Genomic DNA, 22,074 nt, shown 5'->3' with positions numbered 1-22,074 from the left:
AACATCCATTTTAATACTGCAAATGTTCTTGCAATCATATATAAAAAACAATGAGATAATTCACAGTCAGAGGTGATTCTAAACATTGACAATTCTACACATTATCATATAATGTAAATGTCTCTAGATAATCGGGGATCGTGACATTCCAACCACGACCTAAAAGCCTCTTTTTCAATACGTTTGATTGTTCCGTTTCTCCATGGATCAAGAAGGTCATCTTAGGAGGTTCAGAAATATGGCCTGCCCATTCAACCAATTCATCCTGGTCTGCATGAGCAGAGAGTCCATCAAGTATGTGGATTTTAGCGTTTATCATTACTTCTTCACCAAAAATCTTCACTGACTTTTCTCCGTTGGCAATATCTCTGCCTCGGGTACCTTCAGGCAAAAATCCAGTAAATAGAATAATGTCCTGCTTGTTTGGGAGTCGGTGAAACAGGTGATGCAGCACACGACCACCAGTGGCCATGCCACTCGCGGAGATAATAATTGCCCGGTCTTTGATGGTATTCAGGACTTTCGATTTGCTTTGTTCCGTCACATAATGAACAAATGGAGCATCAAAAATATGATGACCAAACTCACTGTCACTTTCCAAACGGTGATAGTTGGCGTACTCTTTGTAAAGACGCGTCACGCTGATCGCCATCGGGCTGTCAATGTATACAGGTCTTGATTTCATATTCTGAAAGATTTTCCAGATATAATAGAGAACCAGTTGGGTTCTTCCAACCGAGAAAGCGGGAATCAGGATGCATCCGCCTTTTTTGTCACTTTCCAGAATTAGCCTGCGAAGCTCCATTTCCAGATCTACATCTTTATGCTTTCTGGCACCATAGGTTGACTCCATAAAAAGCACATCGGCTTGCGGAGGATTTTTAGGGGCAATATGTAGTGGGCTGTGTTTAGGACCAAGATCCCCGGAAAAGACAATGATTTTGACACCCTGACTAGTGTAAATCTTTAGTTCAACACTGGCAGCACCTAAAATGTGACCTGCATGAAAGAATCGGACTTCTACTTGATCATGGATACGAAAGGGTTGATCAAAGGGGTGAGCTACAAAACCGGTAAGTGACTCATTGGCATCTCTCACTGTATAAAGTGGTTTTGCAGGATGGTGTTTGGAGTATCCTTTTTTGTTGGCAAACTCAGCTTCTTCTTCCTGTAATTTGGCGCTATCCGTGAGTAAAATCTCAGCGAGCTCTAAAGTAGGTTCTGTGCAGTGTACTTTTCCACCAAAACCATTTTTGAAGAGTAAGGGAATATACCCTGAATGATCAATGTGGGCATGAGTGAGTAACACACAATCGATTTTTCCCGGTTCAATTGGTAGTTCATCCCAATTTCGCAATCGCAATTCTTTTAAGCCTTGAAACAGGCCACAGTCAATCAACACATTGAAGTCATTGATCGTGATCAGGTACTTTGAGCCAGTCACTGACTTTGCTCCACCTAAAAATTTTACCCGTATATCCATTGAATTAGAAAAAGCCGAAATATGTGAGCACAGATCCAAAAATCAGAATGGCAACTGTCAAATACTTTCCATATCTAACCAGGAGAACTCCTCTAAAGGTACGTATATACCCCGGCATTATTAGTAACATGACTCCTTTGATCAAAGCGATCCAGCCTACTATGGTAATAATCACTCGCCAGTCATTCACCCAAAGGTTGTGAAAAGATACCATTGCCATTCCACCTGCAACAGCAATAAAGCCTCCTAGAATCACATAATCAATGCTATTAGTAAGTCTACGGAAAATCAGGATATAACTTTCACGATACAAAAACATGCCTAATCCCACGGAAAGATAAATGACCCCAAAGGTTCGTGCTAGAAAGATTGAAAGTTCCATATTTTCAGGAGAGGAATCCATAATATCCAAATATTAATCCAAGTGCGATGACCATAGGTAAGTAATATTGTTGTATTCCATTCGGAGTAAACCACCCTTCAAAATGTTTGAGAAGTCTTGGAAATGCTAATAGCAAAGCACCCTTGATCAGAATAATCCAACATACGATCGTGACTAATGTTCGCCAGTCATTTACCCATATATTATGGTAGTGAACTAGTACGGCACCAAGTACCGTAGCAATCCATCCCCCAAGAAATATGTATGTTGTATCATGCACGATCTTTTTGAATGCCTCATTGTAATAGGAACTGCTAAAAGCAAACCCAACGCCTATTGATAGGTAGAGTATGCTGATGACTCTGGCGATAACAATTGAAGTGTCCATGAGCATTACGTTTTGGATACAGTTCAAATCTCTCAATTACTAAATGTTTTATTCCTGATGGATGTCATATGAGAGGATGATATTTCTTGATGTTAAAGTAAGTGCAATTTTAAGGTCATGTTGAACTCGGCTTAACATCGATATTTTAAAGACCCTGAAACCAGTTCAGGGTGACGTGCTATTTATTAATTATCGTTTCATTGTAGAATGAACCAAGCATCGTCATGGTCATGCTGAACTTGATTCAGTATCTATATTTTAAAGACCCTGAAACCAATTTAGAATGACTGTCTTTTAGATTCCTGATCTCCACTTCATCTCGTCAGGATGGCGCCACTAAATAAGACAATGCCAGCAGTGGCTCGCCGGCTGATAAAAATCATGTGGGTCACTAACACCTCTCATTAGCTACCCTTTGTCTCTCTGCTAATCTTGTCATTGGATTATGAGTGTCATATTTATTCTCATCGCATGTAGCCTGTTATTGGCAGGAAGCTTCCTTGCTGCGTTCTTGTGGGCGTCTCGTTCAGGGCAGTTTGAGGATGATTATACACCATCTGTTCGCATCCTCTTTGACGAGGAAGGGCCTTCGATCCAAGCAAAAAGTAAGAGTAGTAAAAAATCGAGTAACCAATGTCAGAAACCAACGAAAAAGTAGGTCTGGAGACCTTTCATTATGACAACACCACGGTTCGAAATTTCCTGGTTGCCACCACGGTATTCGGGATAATCGGCATGTCGGTGGGCCTTCTTGTTGCATGCCAATTCGTGTGGCCGGAAGCCAACTTCGGATTACAGTATACCACCTTCGGGAGAGTAAGACCACTGCATACCAATGCGGTGATTTTTGCTTTTGTGGGTAATGGGATTTTCGCAGGTGTATATTATTCCCTTCAGCGATTGTGTAAAACACGGATGTACAGCGATCTACTCAGCAAGATTCACTTCTGGGGATGGCAGGTCATTATTCTGGCAGCAGCTATTACGCTTCCATTAGGTATGACTTCCGGCAAGGAGTATGCTGAGCTGGAATGGCCGATCGATATCGCTATCGCGCTGATCTGGGTGGTGTTTGGTTTGAACATGTTCATGACGATCATCAAACGAAGAGAGCGTCACCTCTATGTGGCCATCTGGTTCTACATTGCCACATTCGTAACGGTAGCGATGCTGCACATCGTTAACTCATTCGAGCTACCAATTGACTTTATGAAAAGCTACAGCTGGTACGCGGGTGTTCAAGACGCATTGGTACAGTGGTGGTATGGTCACAATGCGGTGGCATTCTTCCTGACCACTCCTTACTTAGGTTTGATGTACTATTTCATCCCGAAAGCCTCCGGTCGACCGATCTACTCGTACCGACTGTCAATCATTCACTTCTGGGCACTGATATTTATCTATATCTGGGCAGGCCCGCACCACTTATTGTATAATGCTTTGCCAGACTGGGCACAGTCACTTGGTGTTGTATTTTCAGTAATGCTGATCGCTCCATCCTGGGGAGGAATGCTGAACGGCCTTTTGACATTAAGGGGTGCATGGGACAAAGTAAGAGAGGATGCGATTTTGAAATTTATGGTGGTAGCCATTACTTGCTATGGTATGGCCACATTCGAAGGACCTATGCTTTCACTGAAAAATGTGAATGCCATTGGTCACTTCACGGACTGGATTGTAGCTCACGTGCATGTAGGAGGGTTAGGATGGAATGGATTCCTGACGTTCGCCATGCTCTATTATCTCATTCCAAAATTGTATGGAACCAAGCTTCACTCTCAGAAATTAGCCAATGTCCATTTCTGGATTGGCACCATGGGTATCCTATTCTACGCGATTCCTATGTACTGGGCCGGATTCACACAAAGCTTGATGTGGAAGCAGTTCAATCCGGATGGAACACTTGTATACAGCAACTTCCTTGAAACTGTTACGCAGATCATCCCGATGTATGCGCTGAGAGCATTCGGAGGACTGCTATATCTGAGTGGTGTATTCGTTATGGTATTTAACCTTGTTAAAACCGCACGTTCTGGCAAGTTCCAGTCAAGCACTGAAGCACAGGCAGCACCATTGATGAAAGACTATAAGCCGGAGAAGAGTGAACACTGGCACAGAAGAATTTTCGAATGGAAACCGGTAAGAATGCTTGTTTGGAGTTTGATCCTGGTTGCCATTGGTGGAGCTATTGAGATTATTCCAACATTCCTCATACAAAGCAATGTACCGACCATCTCTACTGTGAAACCTTATACACCATTAGAGCTAAATGGACGAGACATTTACGTGAGGGAAGGCTGCTACACCTGTCACTCCCAAATGATACGCCCATTCCGATCAGAGGTAATGCGATATGACCCTGTAGACCTTGAGTACTCAAAAGCTGGCGAGTTTGTCTACGATCACCCGTTCCAATGGGGGTCTAAGCGAACCGGACCGGATTTGCACAGATTAGGAGGTAAGTATCCAGATAGCTGGCACTTCTACCACATGCTTGATCCCACCAGTATGTCTCCGGGATCAATCATGCCTCCATATCCATGGCTCTTTGAGCAGGAGTGGGACAAGAATCGAACACCGGCTAAGATTCGAGCAATGCAGACGCTAGGTGTGCCGTACCCGGAAGGTTTTGATCAGCAAGCAGTAGCCGATGCTGAAGCACAGGCAGCATTGATCTCCAAAGGTTTGGAGCTCGAAGGAATCAAGATGAGCAGTAATGCAGAGATTATTGCATTGATTGCTTACCTACAGCGGTTGGGTACAGACATCAAAAATGTGGAAGGCGTAGCAGATGCCGGTGAATAATTATAATGAATTGAAGTCATGTTAAAATTTATCAAACACCATATGGAGTCCATCGCCGGGATCGAGATATATCCCGTGATCTCCTTTGTCATCTTCTTCGTCTTCTTCATAGCACTTACCATCTATGTTTTGAAGGTGGACAAGAAGCTATTCAAAGACATTTCAAATATTCCATTGAACGAAAATGAAACCGACCATGAGCCATCTTAAATATGTATTATCGATACTCATTTTTGCGATATCTGGGCTAACTATGGCTCAGCAAGAAGCCTCGCAACAAACCTTTTTTGATCAGTATCAAATCGAGCTGGTGCTTGGGTTAACAGTGGTGGTTGCATTCGTAGCGATTATCGCGATGTACACATTATTGGTAGCCTTAAAGGTGGTTCTTAAATTGAAAAGAGCGGAGATGGGAATTGAAGAGGAAGAAAAGGAATTGATTCCTGTAAAAGAAGGAGAAGAGGGAGTTGGATTCTGGAGACGATTCTGGAATCGGATCAATGATTCTGTCCCAGTTGCCAAGGAGCATGAAGTGGCAACCGATCATGAATATGATGGAATCCGTGAGCTGGACAACCGTCTACCACCTTGGTGGCTCTATGGCTTTTATATCTCGATCATTTTTGCTGTGGTTTATCTAATCAACTATGAAGTGTTAGACACTGGACCTACACAAGATGAAGAGTTTCAGGCTGAGATGATGCAAGCTAAAGAAGATGTGCAAACTTATTTGGCTTCCTTAGATAATCTAATTGATGAAAGCAATGTTACATTATTGACAGAGTCTGCCGACTTAAATGCAGGAAAGGCCATTTATGAGCAAAACTGCTCCGTTTGCCATGCAGCAGATGGGGGAGGTGGAGTCGGACCGAATTTCACTGATAAATATTGGCTTCATGGTGGTGATATGCCTGCGATATTCAAGACGATTAAATATGGGGTTCCTGCAAAAGGAATGATTGCCTGGGAAACTCAACTTTCTCCTAAGAAAATGCAGCAGGTAGCCAGCTACATCTATATGATGGAAGGGCAAACAGCTGCTGATCCAAAAGAGCCACAAGGAGACCTATTTGAGAGAGCGAAAGCAGATGTTATTCCTGATAAAGAAGGGAATATGGAAGAGGCGAATCCTGAAACAAATCCGGATTATGTAGACGATGAAGCTGACCTGGAAGAAGGTGAGTGTTGTTAATGGACAATGTTAAAGACATATATCAAGAGCAGGAGAGCGCTGAGGAAACGTTTCGAGATCACCTAACCACGGTAGATAAAGAGGGGAAACGTGTGTGGGTGTACCCCAAAAAACCGCGGGGTAAGTTCACCAACTATCGATCGCTAGTCAGTTATCTCCTGTTATTGTTTTTGTTTGGAGCGCCATTTATCAAAATAGATGGTCAGCCTTTTTTGCTCTTCAATGTTTTAGAAAGAAAATTCGTAATCTTCGGGCAGGTTTTCTGGCCTCAGGATTTTTTTCTGTTTGTGATTGGCATGCTGGCCTCTTTGGTGTTTATCATCCTCTTCACGGTAGTTTTTGGTCGTATTTTCTGTGGATGGATTTGTCCACAGACTATCTTCATGGAGGGTGTATTCAGAAAAATAGAGTATTGGATTGAAGGAGATTACATGGCTCAGCGAAAGCTGGATAAACAGGCATGGGATAAAGAAAAAATTACTAAAAAGACGGTTAAGCATACACTTTTCATACTTGTCAGCGTGCTCATCATGCATACATTCATGGCCTACCTGGTAGGGGTTGATGAAGTTTGGGATATCATAGATGAGGGTCCGGGTAAGAATACTGCGGGCTTCATCGCAATGGTGGTATTTACGGGGCTCTTCTATGGTGTCTTTAGCCAAATGCGAGAACAAGTTTGCACAACGATCTGTCCCTATGGACGATTACAGGGAGTGCTTTTAGATAAGCAAAGCGTGGTGGTAGCATATGACCATATGCGAGGTGAGGAGCGAGGAAAATTCAGAAAAGGAGAGGATAGAGCAGAAGTGGGTAAAGGGGATTGCATTGACTGTAAACAATGCGTTTATGTCTGCCCAACTGGTATCGATATCAGAAATGGAACGCAGCTTGAGTGTATCAACTGCACCGCCTGTATAGATGCGTGTGACTCCATCATGGATCGAATTGGCAAGCCGAGAGGGCTGGTGCGATATGCATCTGAGGAAAACTTTGCAGAGAATAAGCCATTCCGGTTCACTTCCAGGATGAATGCTTATTCAGGAGTGTTAATTGTATTGGTAGGTGTTTTGATTACATTATTACTGGTTCGGTCAGATTTCGAAACTACCATCATGCGCACACCGGGAATACTCTATCAGGAACGTGAAGATGGTATGATTACGAATCTCTATCAAGTGAAGATGGTGAATAAAACCAATGACGCAATGGATGTGAAGTTCAAACTTCTTGAACCGAAAGGAATTATCGAAATGGTAGGAGGAGAGATAGACCTAACGGAGCAGGGGATAGGGCAAGGAGCCTTTTTCGTCATCATAGATCCCGTAGAGATCAATAAAATGAGTACGATGATTTCGGTAGGAGTGTACTCGGGTGATGAACTAGTAGAGAAAGTCGAGACCAAATTTCTTGGACCAACGAATTAAAATAATGGACAATTGATAATTACAAATTGACAATTAAAGAATTGAAACATGAACTGGGGAAACAAAATCGTATTGGCCTTCATACTCTTTGCGGCCTTCATTGGCTACATGGTAGTAAGAGCATTTCAGGAGGATTTTGATCTGGTAGCGGAAGACTATTACGCTCAGGAGATCAACTATCAGCAAAAGCTAAACAAGCTAGCCAATGCTGCAGAAAAGGAAAAGGCCGTGATTGTAAAGCAGAAAGGAGATAGTATTTTTCTTACATTCCCTGACAGTCAGGCAGAGGGCAGTATTCATTTTTATCATCCATCAAGGAAACTGTTTGATAGGGAGTTCGATATTGATTTGACGAATGGAAAAATTCAGAAAATTGATCGTTCTGAGCTGATAGCTGGAAGCTATCGGGTAAACATAACCTGGCAAACGGCAAATGAGGATTATTATCAACAATCCAGCATTTATATCCAATGATAGCAGCATTCATCATCGGCTTATTTGGAAGTTTGCACTGTGTAGGCATGTGCGGTCCGGTGATGATGGCATTTATGGGTCCCAACCAATCCAAAAAAGGATTTGCGTTTTATCATTCGGGCAGAATTCTGGCATATGTACTTATTGGGGGAGTATTAGGATTACTTGGAGCTACTGTTGCTTTGATGCAGCTTCAAAAATTTCTGGCTTTCTTCCTGGGCTTTGGATTGATCCTGCTTTATGGCGTCCCATCGATTCGTCATAGGCTGGAACGATTCTACTTTGAATCGCGGTTTTACGAATTCCTCAAGTCTTTTCTTTCTAAAAGCCTTGCAACCAATCGGCGCTGGTTTCTCAGTGGGGTAGCAAATGGATTCTTTCCATGTGGACTGACATACGTTGCTGCAGCAGGAGCAGTAGCCTTAGGAAGACCATTTGAAGGGGCCATGTTTATGGTTCTTTTCGGTCTGGGCACACTTCCAGCCTTGATATCGCTTTCATTTGTGGGAAATGTTCTTTCCGGCACCATGAAATCTTTCATTCCCAGATCCATACCAATAATCGCGATTGCCTCCGGACTTTTGCTGATTACCAGGGGACTACTCACGACCTTCCCCCAGTTCAATCAACTCGTTCAGGCCAATGCAGCCGGCTTAATTACCATTTGTGGACTTTGAATTGAATTTTTATTAGATCGATCTCTCCTTGTCAGGTTTTTTAGACTAAATTATATGATTAAATAACGATCGGTTGAAATCCGTATCCGAAATAAGGTCCTTGAGAAGGATATTTTTCCTTCTTATCACCACCCTTACAATTTCGCTCGCTGGTGTTTTGGTGTATATCTACTCCGATACAAGACAGGATAGAATTAATGATTTGGGTTACACTACTTCTGTGATTAAAGAGTACTATGAACTTAGTTTTAGACAATGGGAGCTTAGTTTATTGAGTGTTGGAAAACGATTGGCAGAAATAGAGTCATTAGAAGAAAAAGCCGCATTTGCTACTGATGCCCTCCAGATTTATGAAAGAGAACTATTAGCCTTTGGATTTGCTAGTCCTGATGGACAAATACTTGTCTTCAGCGGCAGATCTCTTACTGACTCTCTTCCACACCTGATGCAATCTGAAAAAACAAGACGGTCTTTTGACCTGGCCAGAAAAGGGGATGGAATATCGATCGGAGAATGTTATTACACCTCTCTCGCTGGTGATTGGGTTATTCCCATACGAGTGCCCATTAGAGATGAAAATGGTAATCTGGTGGCAGTCAACACAACCGGAGTAGATTACAGTAGCATGGTGGAAGATTTAAAACGTTTTGGTTTTAATAAAAACTATCAGATCCACCTAATTAATAAACATTTCGGAACCACTCAAATATTGTATCCACTAGAAAAAGAAAAATATGAATGGATACTGGGAAGGGATACTTTACAATACGATTTTGATGTAAACGAAGGGAAACAAGTTAATGAGGACTTGACATTATTTAGCAGTATCAACCCTATTAACAATCAATCATGTATTGCTATAGCTGCGGGTATTAACCCTGTCAATCACCAGTTGGTTGTTAGTATGCCAAAATCATTTATTGCGTCTGAGGTATTTAATCGAATCAAGTTTATTGGCAGTGGCTACCTTGGTCTCCTTGCGGTATTTCTTTTTTTATACACCTACCTTAAAGCCAACCTTGAAAAATCAATTGATAACCTACAAACTGAAAAAGCTAACCTTAAATCGATCATTGAAAGTACCTCGGATCTCATAGGTCTGTTTGATACAAATAAAAAATTGGTTGAATTCAATCGTGCTTTTAGACTTTCAGCCAAGTTAACAGATGGTATGGATTTGCATAAAGGAATTGACATACTAGAGGAGCTCAGACATAAAGAGCATGTAGACCATTTTAATCAACTTTTTGAAAGAGCACTGAAAGGAGATAAATTTCAAGTGGAGATTGTTTATCCAGGACCTAAGGGGAACCTGATCTTCAAGTCCACATATAATCCTGTTTTTAATGGTGATCTATTGGTCGGGGTTACCTTCTTCGCAGAGGATATAACTGAAATAAGAAGCTATCAAAATCAGCTGGAAGAACTCAATACAAAGTTGGAAAATAAGGTTCAGGAAAGAACCAAAGAGCTGAAAGCGAAAAATAAGGAGTTAAAAATGGGGTATGAGAAACTTCAATCAACCCAACAGCAACTGATCCGGGCTGAAAAAATGGCTTCATTGGGAATACTATCTGCCGGAATCGGGCATGAGATCAACAACCCCTTAAACTTTATCAAACATGGAGCAATCGCACTACGAGAAAGATTAGAGGAGGAAAATCATTCTGGTGAATTGAATCCATATTTTCATGCGATAGAAGAAGGGGTGCGAAGGGCCAGTCAAATTGTGAATGGGCTCTCTCATTTTAGTCGTGCCGGAGATGCTATGGATGAATCTTGTGATATTCATAGTATCATACAGAATACTTTGACTCTACTTAGAAACAGGCTTAGAGAAAAGGAAATTGAAGTTGAAACAAAATTCAATGCTGAAAGAAAAATTATAATCGGCAATGAGGGGAAACTCCATCAGGTCTTCACCAACATTATTGCAAATGCGGAGCAAGCAATTGAAGAAACCGGTAAGATCAAGATCTCTACTAAAAATATTAAGGAAAAGATTCGGATTAAGATTAAGGACACAGGACTGGGAATGAATAAAAAAGAGATCGATCAGATGGCAGATCCTTTCTTTACTACCAAAGAACCTGGAGAGGGTACAGGACTGGGACTTTTCATCACTCAAATGATCATTGATGAACACAGAGGAGCACTCGATGTGAAATCGAAGAAAGGAGAGGGGACTACATTTATCATCACGCTGAAATGCACGTGATAAAAATCAGATGCTAGTATTTTGTTTGTCAGTTCAGAGGCCTAGTAGGCCGAATAGCTTTGAGTCAAATTCTGATATAAATGCAAGACCTGAAGCATTACAACCATCCCGTTCCCAGATACACCAGCTACCCAACAGTCCCATTCTGGGAGCCAGAGAGCTTTACGTTAGACGCTTATCAAAAAACCTTACAATCGGCATATTGGGAAAGCAGCAAAGAAGTGAGCTTGTACATTCATCTACCTTTTTGCGAAAGCTTATGCACCTATTGTGCGTGCAATACGCGGATTACCAAAAACCATCAGGTTGAGGATCCTTACATTGATCATGTATTGAAGGAGTGGGAATTGTATTTAGAAAGGCTGCCTGAGAAACCTCTCATTCGTGAGGTTCATTTAGGTGGGGGCACCCCAACTTTCTTTGCTCCGGAAAACCTCAACCGATTATTATCTGGAATCATTAGCAGTGCTAGCTTATCGAAAGAATTTCAAATGAGTTTTGAGGGACATCCGGCTAATACAACAGTTGAACACCTTCAAACACTGTATGATATTGGTTTTGATCGTGTAAGCTTTGGCATACAGGATTTTGACCTGAATGTCCAAAAACTAATCAACCGCATGCAGTCTTTGGAGCAGGTAAAAGCGATTACAGAGAAAGCAAGAGAAATCGGCTACACCTCAGTCAATTATGACGTGGTATATGGATTGCCGGGGCAAACCATTGAATCTGTCCAAAATACATTGAATCAAATTATTGAATTGAAGCCGGAACGAATTGCTTACTACAGTTATGCACACGTTCCTGCCATGCGACCAGCACAAAAATCCTATGAGGGATACTTACCAAATGAGGACAACAAATGGAATTTTATGCAGATTGGTAAAATGGCCTTTACTAATGCAGGCTATGAGGAAGTGGGCATGGATCACTATGTGCTGTCAGGCGATGAGTTATTGAATGCACGTAAAAACGGTGAATTACACAGGAATTTTATGGGCTATACACCATTTACCAGCAAGCTGCTAATAGGGTTGGGGGTGAGCTCCATCAGCGATAGTTGGTCGGGCTTTGCACAAAATGAGAAAAGCATTCCTAAGTATTATGAGCAAATAGAAAAGGGAGAGCTACCTATTATTAAAGGTCACATACACACTAAACAAGATCTGTTTTTCAGAAAGCACATCTTGAATTTGATGTGTGATTTTGAAACGAGCTGGCAGGAGTCAGAGTTTATGGAGCATTGTGTAGCGCTTAATTATGAATTACTTGATCAGTTGCAGGAGAAGGGACTCATTTTATATAATGAAACCGGAATGAATATTTTACTTCAAGGCCGTGAACTGATCCGCGTGATTTGTACCGCCCTGGATGCAAGAATGAGTAGGAGCAATCGAAGGCCACAATTGAGCAAAGCCATCTAAGCAATTACTCAGAAATAGTTGATAAAAGAAAGCTAAAATAATAACGGATATATTTGTCCGAAATAGATTAAGGGTTTAGCTTAGCAATCAAAAGGAAAGAGATGTTTTCGAGAGCTTGTGAATATGCAATAAAAATTATGATCTACATTGCTGGGAATGAACAAGAGGGAAGAAGAACAGGAGTAAAAGAAATATCTGAAGCCATAAACTCACCGGTTGCTTTTTCAGCCAAAATATTACAGCAGCTTGTTAAGAGTAAGCTATTGGTCTCTTACAAAGGACCCACCGGAGGTTTTGAATTAGCTCCCAAAAAACAAATCAAACTGGTAGATATTGTGAAAGCCATTGATGGAAATAAATTGATGGAAAGTTGTGTACTTGGTCTTGAAAATTGCTCTGGCGAAAACCCATGTCCGGTTCATTTCAAATTTGTTGAGATACGCGATCAATTGAATGAAACGCTGCTTTCTACGGAAATAAGAGATCCAGAATTAGTAACTAAAGGGATGGGATTAGCTTAATTTTAATTTATTAAAGGATATAATGATCTTTAAATCCTATAATATAATATAAATCATAAAGAGGGCTGAAGAAGATCATATTCCATACACCCGAATCTTTAAAACTTTGAACCATTAAATAGTAAATGTCATGAAAAGCGTAATCTCAATCACTTTAATTGCCGGTCTTTTCATCATCACTGCATGTGGTGGTGGAGACGGAAAAAGCAAAATTGATCAGATCAAAGAGCAATCTAAAATGGAACCTGTTGAGCAGGTGCCTGCCAGCGAACGTGTAACACTGGATAACAAAGGCGTAGGAAAAATTAAGGATTTGCCACTTCCGGAGACCATTGATCAGGAAATGGTAGAGAGAGGGCAAGCACTTTTCAATACCAACTGCAGCGCCTGCCATAAGATAGATAAGCGCTTTATTGGTCCTTCACCAAAAGGAATCATGCAACGGAGAAGTCCTGAATGGATCATGAATATGATCCTGGATCCTCAATTAATGGTAGAGCAAGACAGATGTGCCAAGGATCTTTTAGTCGAATTTAACGGAGCAGCAATGGCCAACCAAAACATGACTGAAGAGCAGGCTCGTGATATTCTAGAGTACTTCAGAACCTTATAATAACCAAACCTTTAATATTATGAAAGTAAAAATTTTAAACTCCTTGACCTTATTGGTGCTTTCTGCTCTGATATGGTCGTGTACACCTCAGCAAGAGGGTGATTCTTCTTCAGAGGCCTCTGTGGGGACCGATAGCCATCCGATGGGGCAAGCCTCTGTTGTAGACGAAGTATCAGACCCGAATATTTTACAGGTGGCGATATCTTCAGAGCCACACAGCACGTTAGTTGCCGCAGTTCAGGCTGCTCAAATTGAGCATGTGCTTGTAAACGCCGGCCCTCTTACCGTGTTTGCTCCTGTCAATGAAGCGTTCGATGCACTACCTGAAGGCACATTAGACAACCTTTTGAAGCCTGAAAACAAGGGAGATCTTGCTACGATAATCACTCGTCATGCTGCTCCTGGTTCTTTCGATTTAGAGGCTCTAAAAAGAGAGGCTAAAAAGGGTCGAAAAATTTATATGGCTACTGGCGATTACCTGGAGGTGACTGTAGATGGAGATGAAGTGAGCGTTGGTGGTGCCAAAATAGTCGGAACAGTGGCTGCTTCAAATGGAATCATCCATGTAATAGAAAAAGTGATTTTACCCTAAAAAACCAATAAAATGAAAACTAACATTATTAAAAATACTTTATTCATAAGTGCGCTTGCCTTCTTATTTTCTTGTGGTCAGGCAGGGGATAGAGGAGGTAATGGTGCGCTTAGCAGCAATATTGCTGAAAAAGTGTACGTAGCACCCGGCGAAAGGGATGAACAATACGCTTTCCTGTCTGGAGGCTATAGTGGCAACCTGACCGTTTACGGATTGCCTTCAGGAAGACTCTTTAAAGAGATCCCTGTATTCTCTCAATTTCCAACTTCAGGTTATGGCTATTCGGAAGAAACCAAACCTATGTTAAATACTTCGTTTGGTTTCATTCCATGGGATGATCTTCACCACCCGGATATTTCCCAAACGAATGGTGAATTGGATGGAAGATGGATTTTTGCTAATGGAAATAATACACCACGTATTGCAAGAATCAGCTTGACTACATTCGAAACAGAGGAGATCATCGAAGTACCTAATAGTGCTGGTAATCACAGTTCTTCTTTCATTACTGAAAACACTGAATATGTAGTAGCTGGAACACGCTTCTCCGTGCCAGTACCTCAAAAGGATATGCCAATCAGTGAATACAAGGCAAATTTCAAAGGAGCCCTGACATTTATTGCAGTTGATCAAGAGCATGGACATATGGATATCAAGTTTCAGTTGTTGATGCCTGGTTTTAACTATGACCTGTCGCACCCTGGTAGAGGCAAATCACATGGTTGGTTCTTCTTCTCCACTTACAACACTGAAGAGGCAAATTCACTGCTTGAAGTAAATGCTTCACAGAATGACAAGGACTTCATTGCTGCGATTAACTGGAAGAAAATAGAAGAATATGTGAATAACGGAGGTGGAACTAAAATGCCTGCCAAATTTGCCCACAACGTCTATGATGAATCCACTCATACAGCTACTTCTACCATGAAGAACGAGGTGCTTACTGTTAATCCAGTGGATGTACCAGGTGCTATTTACTTTCTACCAACTCCTAAATCACCTCACGGATGTGATGTAGATCCAAGTGGACAGTATATTATCGGATCAGGTAAGCTTTCAGCAAACATAACCGTTCATTCATTTGATAAAATGCTGGCTGCCATTGATGCTGAGAAGTTTGATGGTGATGCATATGGTATTCCGATCTTGAACTATGACGATGTATTGGCAGGAAGCGTACAGAGTGGTGGCTTAGGCCCATTGCACACTGAGTTTGATGGAAAAGGGAATGCGTACACTACTTTCTTCATCTCCTCAGAGGTAGTAAAGTGGAAGCTTGGAACCTGGGAAGTAGTGGATAGAAAGCCAACTTATTACTCTGTAGGTCACTTGATGATCCCAGGCGGTAACTCAAGAAAACCGCATGGTAAGTACCTGGTAGCTATGAATAAGATCACTAAAGATCGCTACCTACCTACAGGACCGGAGATGGAGCACTCTGCACAGATTTATGATATCTCAGGAGAGAAAATGGAGCTGCTTTACGATTTCCCTACGCACGGAGAGCCGCACTATGCAGCTGGATGTAATGCAGAACTTTTGGTGAATAACTCTAAGAAAATTTACCGAATCGATGAGAACAATCACCCATATGCTATTAAGAGTCCGGCAGAAGCCAGGGTAGAAAGAGATGGTAAGGAGGTACATATCTATATGTCCACCATCAGAAGTCACTTTACTCCTGATAATATTGAGGGAATCAAAGTGGGAGACAAGGTTTATTTCCACATCACCAATCATGAACAGGATTTCGATGTTCCCCATGGATTCTCCATGATCGGACAGAGAACATCTGAAATACTTGTGATGCCTGGTCAGACCAAAACTTCACTTTGGGAACCAGAAAGAGTTGGAGTATGGCCATTCTACTGCACAGACTTCTGCTCTGCACTTCACCAGGAAATGCAAGGATACATTAGAGTATCACCTGCAAATTCAAACATAGAGTTGAGTTATACCCTGGATGGTGATGACATATAAAATGAAAAACTGTAAGGCTGATGATTCATTCGGTCTTACAGTTTCTTTCAATTTTCCCAATTAAATCATGAAAAGCGAATGAAACGGGCTGGTATCTTAATGATAATCGGAAGCGTTATGCTCTTAGGATTATTCGTATTCCCAATGTGGAACATCCGATTGGGGGCACCACAGTATCCTGAGCCTTTAGGAATAGATATCCATGTAAATGGACTGAAAGGCGAGAATGAATTTGATATTCAAAACATAGACGGCCTTAACCATTACATTGGAATGAAAACGCTACCTAAACCAGAAGATATGTGGGAGTTTTCGGTATTTCCGAAAGTGGTCTGGTTAATGGCGGGTCTTGGAATCCTTATTGGTATCCTGGGTTTAATGGGAAAAATACCTCCGGTCTTGTTTCTTGTATGGTTTGTAATGATGAGCACACTTGGAGCACTTGGTATCTACGATTTTAATTTATGGCTGGTGGATTATGGTACCGATCTGGACCCAAATGCAATATTGAAGCTTATCAATCCGGATGGTACACCTATGCAGTATAATCCTCCACTTCTGGGTCATAAAAAATTGCTAAACTTTGATGCATATTCATATCCCCGATTAGGAGGTATCTTATTAGGCGTTGGAATGTTCCTGAGTTTGGTATCTTTTTTCATCGGTCGAAAAGCCAGACTAGTTTCTAAAACAGTAGCACTATGAGATTTATATATGCAATGCTGTTGTCACTCTTCATTTTATCCTGTAGCACAGGTCCAAAACCCATAAATTATGGACAAGACGCGTGTGTTTTCTGTAAAATGACCATTGTAGATAAGCAACATGCAGCACAACTAGTAACAAAAACCGGTAAGGCGTTTAAGTATGATGCCATTGAGTGCATGCTCAATGATCTAAAGGAATGGGAACATCCAGAGGTTCAACACTACCTCGTTGCTGATTATGCCAATCCTGGCGTATTGACAGACGCCTCAGGTGCAGCTTATTTGATATCTCAAGAAATCCCTAGTCCCATGGGTGAATTCCTTACGGCATTTGAAAGTGTAGATAAACGAAACGAAACAGTGCAGGATGTATCCGGGACCGCCCTGGATTGGAAGGCTTTAAAGGCGGAATTTGAAATAAACTAAAATCAATTCTTATGAAAAAGATAGTATTTATCGTCACCGTGTTGGTGATGACAGGGGCGACCCTTGCTCAGGATTTGATAAAAATAGGTTCAGACGCCTGCACACACTGCAACATGTTTATCAAGGATCAACAATTTGTCGCACTGGCAGTGGATAAAGAAGGCAACACACAAAAGTTTGATGCCATCGAATGTTTGATGAATTATCTGAAGGAGAAAGATGAAAGCAGCTTCATCAAACTCATGGTAGCGGATTATGAAAAGAACGGATCACTCATTGATGCTAAAACTGCCATCTATTTGAAGAGTAAGAACATTGCTAGTCCAATGGGTGCCTACCTTTCGGCTTATGGATCAAAAGAAGTAGCAGAAAAAGTTCAGAAAAGCAAAGGTGGAGAACTTCACAACTGGGAAGAATTAAAGAAGAAATTCAAAGATTCTCGTTTTGGACTTTTAGATCATCCCACACACCATCACCATCGTCCGGATGCCTATGCGCCGATAGGAATTATGGGAGATCACTTACACCATAAAGGGGGCTTCATGGTATCGGCCAGATACATGACCATGGAAATGGATGGAAATCTATCTGGCTCAAATAAGGTGAACGACATGGCCATTTTTCAAAATTACATGGTGGCTCCCCAATCCATGCGAATGAATATGTTGATGGTTAGCGTTATGTATGCGCCTTCTGATCGACTGACATTGATGCTGATGCAAAACTTTCAACGCAATCAGATGGATTTAAGCACAATGATGGGTATGAACTTCAGCACGAAAAGTGAAGGAATCGGAGATTTGAAAATCAGTGCATTATACGGTCTTTTTAGTGAGTCCACGCATTCATTGCACCTAAATGCAGGTGTGAGCATACCTACCGGAAGCATCAAGAATCAAGGAGACACACCAATGGCAGAAGGCATGCGTCTGCCATATCCGATGCAGCTAGGAACGGGAACAGTTGATTTAACTTTTGGAGGGACGTACAGAGGTTCGTCTGAGAATGTCAGCTGGGGAGTACAGCCACTAGCTACGATCCGTACCGGAGATAACACGGAAGGCTACAAGTGGGGGAATGAATTCGTAATTAATACCTGGGTTGGATATAATCTGGCAGAATGGGTAAGCATAGCAGGCCAATTCAGCGCTAAAAAGCAAACACAATTGCAGGGTCGCGATGAAATGCTAAACCCCATGATGGTGACCACTGCAGACACAAAAAATACCGGATTCACTAAGGTATACTCCAATGTAGCCCTTAACTTTTCCTTTGGTGAAAGTCCGGTGTTGAGGGATTTCAAAGCCGGACTATCCTATGGATTGCCTGTGTACCAAAAGGTGGAAGGAATCCAGATGAACGAAAAAGGCTCATTTACGATCGGTCTGAGATATGCTATTTAACATGAGATTATTGCTTGCTTCACTTCTTACTTTGATTTTTCTGCAGATAAGTGGACAATCCATTATTTGTCCAAGCTGTGAGATCAAGGATTTGCAACAAGCTGTAAACCTCGCTGAGCCACATGATACCCTCATCATAAAAAACGGTGTTTATCCGGTAATGGATCTTGAAATAACCAAACCCATATCACTTATTGGGGAAAAGGGCGCCATATTGAACGGTCAGAATAAAAGCTACGTGTTAAAGTTGCTCGCTGACAGCATTACCATTTCCGGACTGAAAATTATCAATGCCGGTAAAAGCTATACGAAAGACTATGCTGCGATCTATGCCTCCAGAGCGAATCATTTGCTTATAGAAAACAACATTGTGGTAGATCCATTTTTCGGTTTGTTGATTGAAAAATCGAAGCATGTAATAATCAGGAATAATAGGGTTTATGGAGAGAATGTAAAAGAGGATGAAGCGGGGAATGGCATTCACGCATGGCATTGCTCCAACCTTCAGATCCATGGCAATGAAGTATTCAGAATGAGGGATGGTATTTACCTGGAGTTTGTGGATGAAAGCATTATAGAAGAAAACTATGCACATGACAATGTTAGATATGGATTGCATTTCATGTTTTCCAATAATGATGATTATATCGGAAATCGATTTGAACACAATGGAGCAGGGGTGGCTGTCATGTTTTCAAAGTTTATTATCATGAAAAGCAATGTCTTTATTAATAATTGGGGACCGGCAAGTTATGGGCTGCTATTAAAAGAAATATACGATGCTGAAGTGCTGGATAATGAATTCACCGAAAACACGACGGCTGTTTTTATAGATGGTACCAGCCGCATTAATTATGTAGGTAATGTATTTAATAGAAATGGGTGGGCGATTAAGGTATCCGGAGGTTGCTACACCAATCGGATCACCGGAAATGACTTCAAAGGAAACTCTTTTGATGTGTCCTATAACTCCAAAATGAATGACAATACGTTTGATGGAAATTACTGGGGGGATTATACCGGATACGATCTGGATAAAGATGGCGTGGGTGACGTGCCGTATCGCCCGGTTAAGTTGTTTTCATACATTGTAAATAAAACCCCTGAAACCATCATTTTACTCAGAAGCTTGTTTGTGGATATCATGAACTTTTCCGAAAGGGTTTCTCCTGTTTTTACTCCTGACAACCTGGTGGATCAAACACCGGCAATGAACGCATTCAAATGATTCAAGTTACAGATTTAAATAAAAGCTTTGGCAAATTGGAGGTATTGAAAGGTGTGAGCTTTTCAATCGATCGTCCCGGTGTTTTTGCTGTCCTAGGGCACAATGGATCCGGTAAAACGACGCTGCTAAAAACCATTTTGGGTATGGTCATTCCTAATAATGGTGAACTTCAGATCAATGGAACAACCATTAAAAGAAGCTGGGAATACCGAAAGGACATAGCTTACTTACCACAGATTGCTCGTTTTCCGGAGAACCTGACAGTCAATGAGCTTATCAAGATGATTTTGGATATTAGAAATCGGAAGGGTAGAGAGGTAGAGCTAATTCAACGTTTTGGATTGGAGCAATTTCTGGATAAGAAGCTGTCTGATCTTTCTGGGGGTACGAGACAGAAGGTGAATATTGTATTGGCTTTCATGTTCGATGCGAACATCTGCATCATGGATGAGCCCACGGCTGGACTGGATCCGGTAGCACTCATAGAGTTAAAGAGGCTGATTGAAGAAGAACGCGAGAAAGGGAAGACGATACTTATCACTACCCACATCATGAGTTTGGTGGAAGAGGTGGCTGAAGAGATCATCTTCCTATTAGATGGGAAGATCCACTTTCAGGGAACACTGGAAGAGATGCAGAAGCAGACGAATGAGAAAGATTTGGAACACGCAATCGCAGCGATGCTTGTGCCTAATCAAGCTTAATACGATACGATGATAAAAATATTAAAATACAGTTTTTATGACTTGATGCGTAGCAGATGGAGCTACGTGTACCTGGCTTTTTACATGCTTCTGGGGTTTGTATTACTGTTTCTGAATTCAGACTTGTCAAAAGCTACGATCACGTTGATGAATATCATCGTCGTGCTTACACCCATGATCGGTACCATCTTTGGCATCATGTACTTCTATAATTCTCGTGAGTTCACAGAGTTGTTACTCTCTCAGCCGGTGAAACGTTCTACCATTTTTCTGGGACAATACCTTGGACTGTCATTATCGCTCTCCATGAGCTTGATCATCGGTCTCGGCATTCCATTTTTGTTGTATGGAATTACCCAATCAGAGGCGGTAGGCAACTTTATCACATTATTAGCCTCCGGCACATTTCTTACATTCATTTTCGTGGCATTATCACTCAATATCGGGCTGGGAAACTCAAACAAAATTAAAGGTTTTGGTTACGCCATTCTGATGTGGCTCTTTTTTGCGGTGATCTATGATGGCCTGTTCATGATCTCACTAATTGTGTTTGGGGATTATCCACTGGACAAATTTGCGCTTGGAGCCTCCCTTTTCAATCCTATTGATTTAAGTCGGATCATGATTTTGCTGAAGCTGGAGATTTCTGCACTTCTCGGATATACAGGCGCTCTGTTTCAGAAGTTTTTCGGAACACAGTTTGGTTTTCTGATATCCGTTGGAATCCTTCTGGTATGGGTAATAATCCCAGTTACTTTTATGATAAGGAAATCTGCAGTGAAAGATTTTTAAAAAAAGGAGGCTTCAAACCTCCTGTCCTAGCAGATCATAGTGCTTGTTTTCCCACGTTTCTACCATGGTACTATCAGAGCTGTCTACATCATATACATGCCATTCAGTGACTGGCTTGCGATAGATGTTTAAACTAACGGACCGTGCTTTGTTGGCATTGGAATAACGATGAATACCGATTTGATTCATGTATGAAAACTCATCAGTACCCAACAGTACATTGCTGACTTTTTCCAGCCGATCATCCTCTACATTGATCTTATATCGCTCTTCTCTAAGCATACCTTCGATTGGATGAATCCAAGCTTCCTGCGCATTGAAATCATGGATAGGAGAGGATTGACCAACTTCCCAGCAAATTAATAACACTTCAAAATCGGAAGTTCTTGCCAACACGTTTCTGGCATATCTATCATCGCTCCATGAATAGTACCGCTCAAACTCAGTTCGTGGTATATGAACGTTACTCATTACATCTAACACATGATTGCCACATTCATGACAATCATCAAGTGCTCTAACTAATTGTTTTACTGTTTTAATCTTTTCCATGACTTTCTAATTTGACTCACAAGTTAGGAGTAGCTTAAGACTAAAAATGTGATGATATTTAGTAATGAAGCTGATCTTCATCAGTG

General features: G+C 41.4%; 23 protein-coding genes. 19 read left to right on the top strand and 4 right to left on the bottom strand.

From position 1 onward, the window contains the following. Positions 1-94: 94 nt before the first annotated feature. From ACXAH9_RS08190 to ACXAH9_RS08180, 3 genes are read right to left on the bottom strand one after another with little or no spacing between them, the layout of a single operon-like run. A complete protein-coding gene (locus ACXAH9_RS08190; protein WP_474894376.1) occupies positions 95-1,483 on the bottom strand; it encodes an MBL fold metallo-hydrolase RNA specificity domain-containing protein in 1,389 nt (462 codons plus the stop codon). Positions 1,484-1,487: 4 nt separating this feature from the next. Continuing rightward, complete coding sequence (locus ACXAH9_RS08185) at positions 1,488-1,886, bottom strand: hypothetical protein (protein WP_474894375.1); 399 nt, start codon at positions 1,884-1,886, stop codon at positions 1,488-1,490. After that, complete coding sequence (locus ACXAH9_RS08180) at positions 1,870-2,253, bottom strand: hypothetical protein (protein ID WP_474894374.1); 384 nt, start codon at positions 2,251-2,253, stop codon at positions 1,870-1,872. The genes ACXAH9_RS08185 and ACXAH9_RS08180 overlap by 17 nt, the downstream gene beginning before the upstream one ends. Before the next feature lie 445 nt (positions 2,254-2,698). Between ACXAH9_RS08180 and ccoS the strand changes: the two genes are divergently transcribed. The 19 genes from ccoS (at position 2,699) to ACXAH9_RS08085 (ending at position 21,436) form a co-directional block, all read left to right on the top strand. Next, entirely contained in the window at positions 2,699-2,911 is a 213-nt protein-coding gene (gene ccoS, locus ACXAH9_RS08175; RefSeq protein ID WP_474894373.1) for a cbb3-type cytochrome oxidase assembly protein CcoS, read from the top strand. Further along, on the top strand, positions 2,887-5,058 hold the full coding sequence (gene ccoN / locus ACXAH9_RS08170) for a cytochrome-c oxidase, cbb3-type subunit I (RefSeq protein WP_474894372.1): 2,172 nt from the start codon (positions 2,887-2,889) through the stop codon (positions 5,056-5,058). The genes ccoS and ccoN overlap by 25 nt, the downstream gene beginning before the upstream one ends. An 18-nt stretch (positions 5,059-5,076) precedes the next feature. After that, complete coding sequence (locus ACXAH9_RS08165) at positions 5,077-5,268, top strand: CcoQ/FixQ family Cbb3-type cytochrome c oxidase assembly chaperone (protein WP_474894371.1); 192 nt, start codon at positions 5,077-5,079, stop codon at positions 5,266-5,268. A 43-nt stretch (positions 5,269-5,311) separates the two neighbouring features. Then, the gene (locus tag ACXAH9_RS08160; protein ID WP_474894370.1) at positions 5,312-6,250 is read left to right on the top strand and encodes a cbb3-type cytochrome c oxidase N-terminal domain-containing protein; all 939 of its coding nucleotides are present in this window, start codon (positions 5,312-5,314) and stop codon (positions 6,248-6,250) included. Next, on the top strand, positions 6,250-7,677 hold the full coding sequence (gene ccoG / locus ACXAH9_RS08155; protein ID WP_474894369.1) for a cytochrome c oxidase accessory protein CcoG: 1,428 nt from the start codon (positions 6,250-6,252) through the stop codon (positions 7,675-7,677). Before ACXAH9_RS08160 ends, ccoG begins: the two co-directional genes overlap by 1 nt. Before the next feature lie 48 nt (positions 7,678-7,725). Further along, positions 7,726-8,151 (top strand): FixH family protein, encoded by a 426-nt coding sequence (locus ACXAH9_RS08150; protein ID WP_474894368.1) that lies wholly within the window; start codon positions 7,726-7,728, stop codon positions 8,149-8,151. After that, positions 8,148-8,828: a sulfite exporter TauE/SafE family protein gene (locus ACXAH9_RS08145; protein WP_474894367.1), complete on the top strand. Its 681-nt coding sequence runs from the start codon at positions 8,148-8,150 to the stop codon at positions 8,826-8,828. Before ACXAH9_RS08150 ends, ACXAH9_RS08145 begins: the two co-directional genes overlap by 4 nt. A gap of 100 nt (positions 8,829-8,928) precedes the next feature. Then, positions 8,929-11,046: an ATP-binding protein gene (locus ACXAH9_RS08140; protein ID WP_474894366.1), complete on the top strand. Its 2,118-nt coding sequence runs from the start codon at positions 8,929-8,931 to the stop codon at positions 11,044-11,046. Positions 11,047-11,126: 80 nt separating this feature from the next. Further along, entirely contained in the window at positions 11,127-12,470 is a 1,344-nt protein-coding gene (hemN, locus tag ACXAH9_RS08135) for an oxygen-independent coproporphyrinogen III oxidase (RefSeq protein WP_474894365.1), read from the top strand. Positions 12,471-12,571: 101 nt separating this feature from the next. Next, on the top strand, positions 12,572-12,991 hold the full coding sequence (locus tag ACXAH9_RS08130; protein ID WP_474894364.1) for an RrF2 family transcriptional regulator: 420 nt from the start codon (positions 12,572-12,574) through the stop codon (positions 12,989-12,991). Positions 12,992-13,121: 130 nt separating this feature from the next. Further along, complete coding sequence (locus ACXAH9_RS08125; RefSeq protein WP_474894363.1) at positions 13,122-13,604, top strand: c-type cytochrome; 483 nt, start codon at positions 13,122-13,124, stop codon at positions 13,602-13,604. A 19-nt stretch (positions 13,605-13,623) separates the two neighbouring features. Continuing rightward, entirely contained in the window at positions 13,624-14,196 is a 573-nt protein-coding gene (locus ACXAH9_RS08120) for a fasciclin domain-containing protein (RefSeq protein WP_474894362.1), read from the top strand. Positions 14,197-14,208: 12 nt separating this feature from the next. After that, entirely contained in the window at positions 14,209-16,176 is a 1,968-nt protein-coding gene (gene nosZ / locus ACXAH9_RS08115) for a Sec-dependent nitrous-oxide reductase (protein WP_474894361.1), read from the top strand. Between the two features lie 117 nt (positions 16,177-16,293). Beyond that, positions 16,294-16,881: a hypothetical protein gene (locus tag ACXAH9_RS08110; protein WP_474894360.1), complete on the top strand. Its 588-nt coding sequence runs from the start codon at positions 16,294-16,296 to the stop codon at positions 16,879-16,881. Then, positions 16,878-17,309, top strand: a complete 432-nt coding sequence (locus tag ACXAH9_RS08105; protein ID WP_474894359.1) for a nitrous oxide reductase accessory protein NosL — start codon at positions 16,878-16,880, stop codon at positions 17,307-17,309. Before ACXAH9_RS08110 ends, ACXAH9_RS08105 begins: the two co-directional genes overlap by 4 nt. 11 nt (positions 17,310-17,320) lie before the next feature. Beyond that, positions 17,321-18,712 (top strand): nitrous oxide reductase accessory protein NosL, encoded by a 1,392-nt coding sequence (locus ACXAH9_RS08100; RefSeq protein ID WP_474894358.1) that lies wholly within the window; start codon positions 17,321-17,323, stop codon positions 18,710-18,712. Between the two features lies 1 nt (position 18,713). Then, positions 18,714-19,940 (top strand): nitrous oxide reductase family maturation protein NosD, encoded by a 1,227-nt coding sequence (locus tag ACXAH9_RS08095; RefSeq protein ID WP_474894357.1) that lies wholly within the window; start codon positions 18,714-18,716, stop codon positions 19,938-19,940. Next, entirely contained in the window at positions 19,937-20,644 is a 708-nt protein-coding gene (locus ACXAH9_RS08090; RefSeq protein WP_474894356.1) for an ABC transporter ATP-binding protein, read from the top strand. The genes ACXAH9_RS08095 and ACXAH9_RS08090 overlap by 4 nt, the downstream gene beginning before the upstream one ends. A 9-nt stretch (positions 20,645-20,653) precedes the next feature. After that, the gene (locus ACXAH9_RS08085) at positions 20,654-21,436 is read left to right on the top strand and encodes an ABC transporter permease (RefSeq protein WP_474894355.1); all 783 of its coding nucleotides are present in this window, start codon (positions 20,654-20,656) and stop codon (positions 21,434-21,436) included. Positions 21,437-21,448: 12 nt separating this feature from the next. Here the strand turns inward: ACXAH9_RS08085 and ACXAH9_RS08080 are convergent, their stop codons facing one another. Continuing rightward, positions 21,449-21,988: a cysteine dioxygenase gene (locus tag ACXAH9_RS08080; protein WP_474894354.1), complete on the bottom strand. Its 540-nt coding sequence runs from the start codon at positions 21,986-21,988 to the stop codon at positions 21,449-21,451. Positions 21,989-22,074 lie beyond the last annotated feature (86 nt).

This window comes from Ekhidna sp. ABH4_415, from assembly GCF_056161305.1.
This window is presented reverse-complemented; position numbering and strand designations above follow the sequence as displayed.

What these genes read in the sequence shown, in the direction of transcription:
- ACXAH9_RS08190 (WP_474894376.1), bottom strand. Translation starts at nt 1,483, where the DNA reads ATGGATATACGGGTAAAATTTTTAGGTGGAGCAAAGTCAGTGACTGGC.
- ACXAH9_RS08185 (WP_474894375.1), bottom strand. Translation starts at nt 1,886, where the DNA reads ATGGATTCCTCTCCTGAAAATATGGAACTTTCAATCTTTCTAGCACGA.
- ACXAH9_RS08180 (WP_474894374.1), bottom strand. Translation starts at nt 2,253, where the DNA reads ATGGACACTTCAATTGTTATCGCCAGAGTCATCAGCATACTCTACCTA.
- ccoS (WP_474894373.1), top strand. Translation starts at nt 2,699, where the DNA reads ATGAGTGTCATATTTATTCTCATCGCATGTAGCCTGTTATTGGCAGGA.
- ccoN (WP_474894372.1), top strand. Translation starts at nt 2,887, where the DNA reads ATGTCAGAAACCAACGAAAAAGTAGGTCTGGAGACCTTTCATTATGAC.
- ACXAH9_RS08165 (WP_474894371.1), top strand. Translation starts at nt 5,077, where the DNA reads ATGTTAAAATTTATCAAACACCATATGGAGTCCATCGCCGGGATCGAG.
- ACXAH9_RS08160 (WP_474894370.1), top strand. Translation starts at nt 5,312, where the DNA reads ATGGCTCAGCAAGAAGCCTCGCAACAAACCTTTTTTGATCAGTATCAA.
- ccoG (WP_474894369.1), top strand. Translation starts at nt 6,250, where the DNA reads ATGGACAATGTTAAAGACATATATCAAGAGCAGGAGAGCGCTGAGGAA.
- ACXAH9_RS08150 (WP_474894368.1), top strand. Translation starts at nt 7,726, where the DNA reads ATGAACTGGGGAAACAAAATCGTATTGGCCTTCATACTCTTTGCGGCC.
- ACXAH9_RS08145 (WP_474894367.1), top strand. Translation starts at nt 8,148, where the DNA reads ATGATAGCAGCATTCATCATCGGCTTATTTGGAAGTTTGCACTGTGTA.
- hemN (WP_474894365.1), top strand. Translation starts at nt 11,127, where the DNA reads ATGCAAGACCTGAAGCATTACAACCATCCCGTTCCCAGATACACCAGC.
- ACXAH9_RS08130 (WP_474894364.1), top strand. Translation starts at nt 12,572, where the DNA reads ATGTTTTCGAGAGCTTGTGAATATGCAATAAAAATTATGATCTACATT.
- ACXAH9_RS08125 (WP_474894363.1), top strand. Translation starts at nt 13,122, where the DNA reads ATGAAAAGCGTAATCTCAATCACTTTAATTGCCGGTCTTTTCATCATC.
- ACXAH9_RS08120 (WP_474894362.1), top strand. Translation starts at nt 13,624, where the DNA reads ATGAAAGTAAAAATTTTAAACTCCTTGACCTTATTGGTGCTTTCTGCT.
- nosZ (WP_474894361.1), top strand. Translation starts at nt 14,209, where the DNA reads ATGAAAACTAACATTATTAAAAATACTTTATTCATAAGTGCGCTTGCC.
- ACXAH9_RS08110 (WP_474894360.1), top strand. Translation starts at nt 16,294, where the DNA reads ATGCTCTTAGGATTATTCGTATTCCCAATGTGGAACATCCGATTGGGG.
- ACXAH9_RS08105 (WP_474894359.1), top strand. Translation starts at nt 16,878, where the DNA reads ATGAGATTTATATATGCAATGCTGTTGTCACTCTTCATTTTATCCTGT.
- ACXAH9_RS08100 (WP_474894358.1), top strand. Translation starts at nt 17,321, where the DNA reads ATGAAAAAGATAGTATTTATCGTCACCGTGTTGGTGATGACAGGGGCG.
- ACXAH9_RS08095 (WP_474894357.1), top strand. Translation starts at nt 18,714, where the DNA reads ATGAGATTATTGCTTGCTTCACTTCTTACTTTGATTTTTCTGCAGATA.
- ACXAH9_RS08090 (WP_474894356.1), top strand. Translation starts at nt 19,937, where the DNA reads ATGATTCAAGTTACAGATTTAAATAAAAGCTTTGGCAAATTGGAGGTA.
- ACXAH9_RS08085 (WP_474894355.1), top strand. Translation starts at nt 20,654, where the DNA reads ATGATAAAAATATTAAAATACAGTTTTTATGACTTGATGCGTAGCAGA.
- ACXAH9_RS08080 (WP_474894354.1), bottom strand. Translation starts at nt 21,988, where the DNA reads ATGGAAAAGATTAAAACAGTAAAACAATTAGTTAGAGCACTTGATGAT.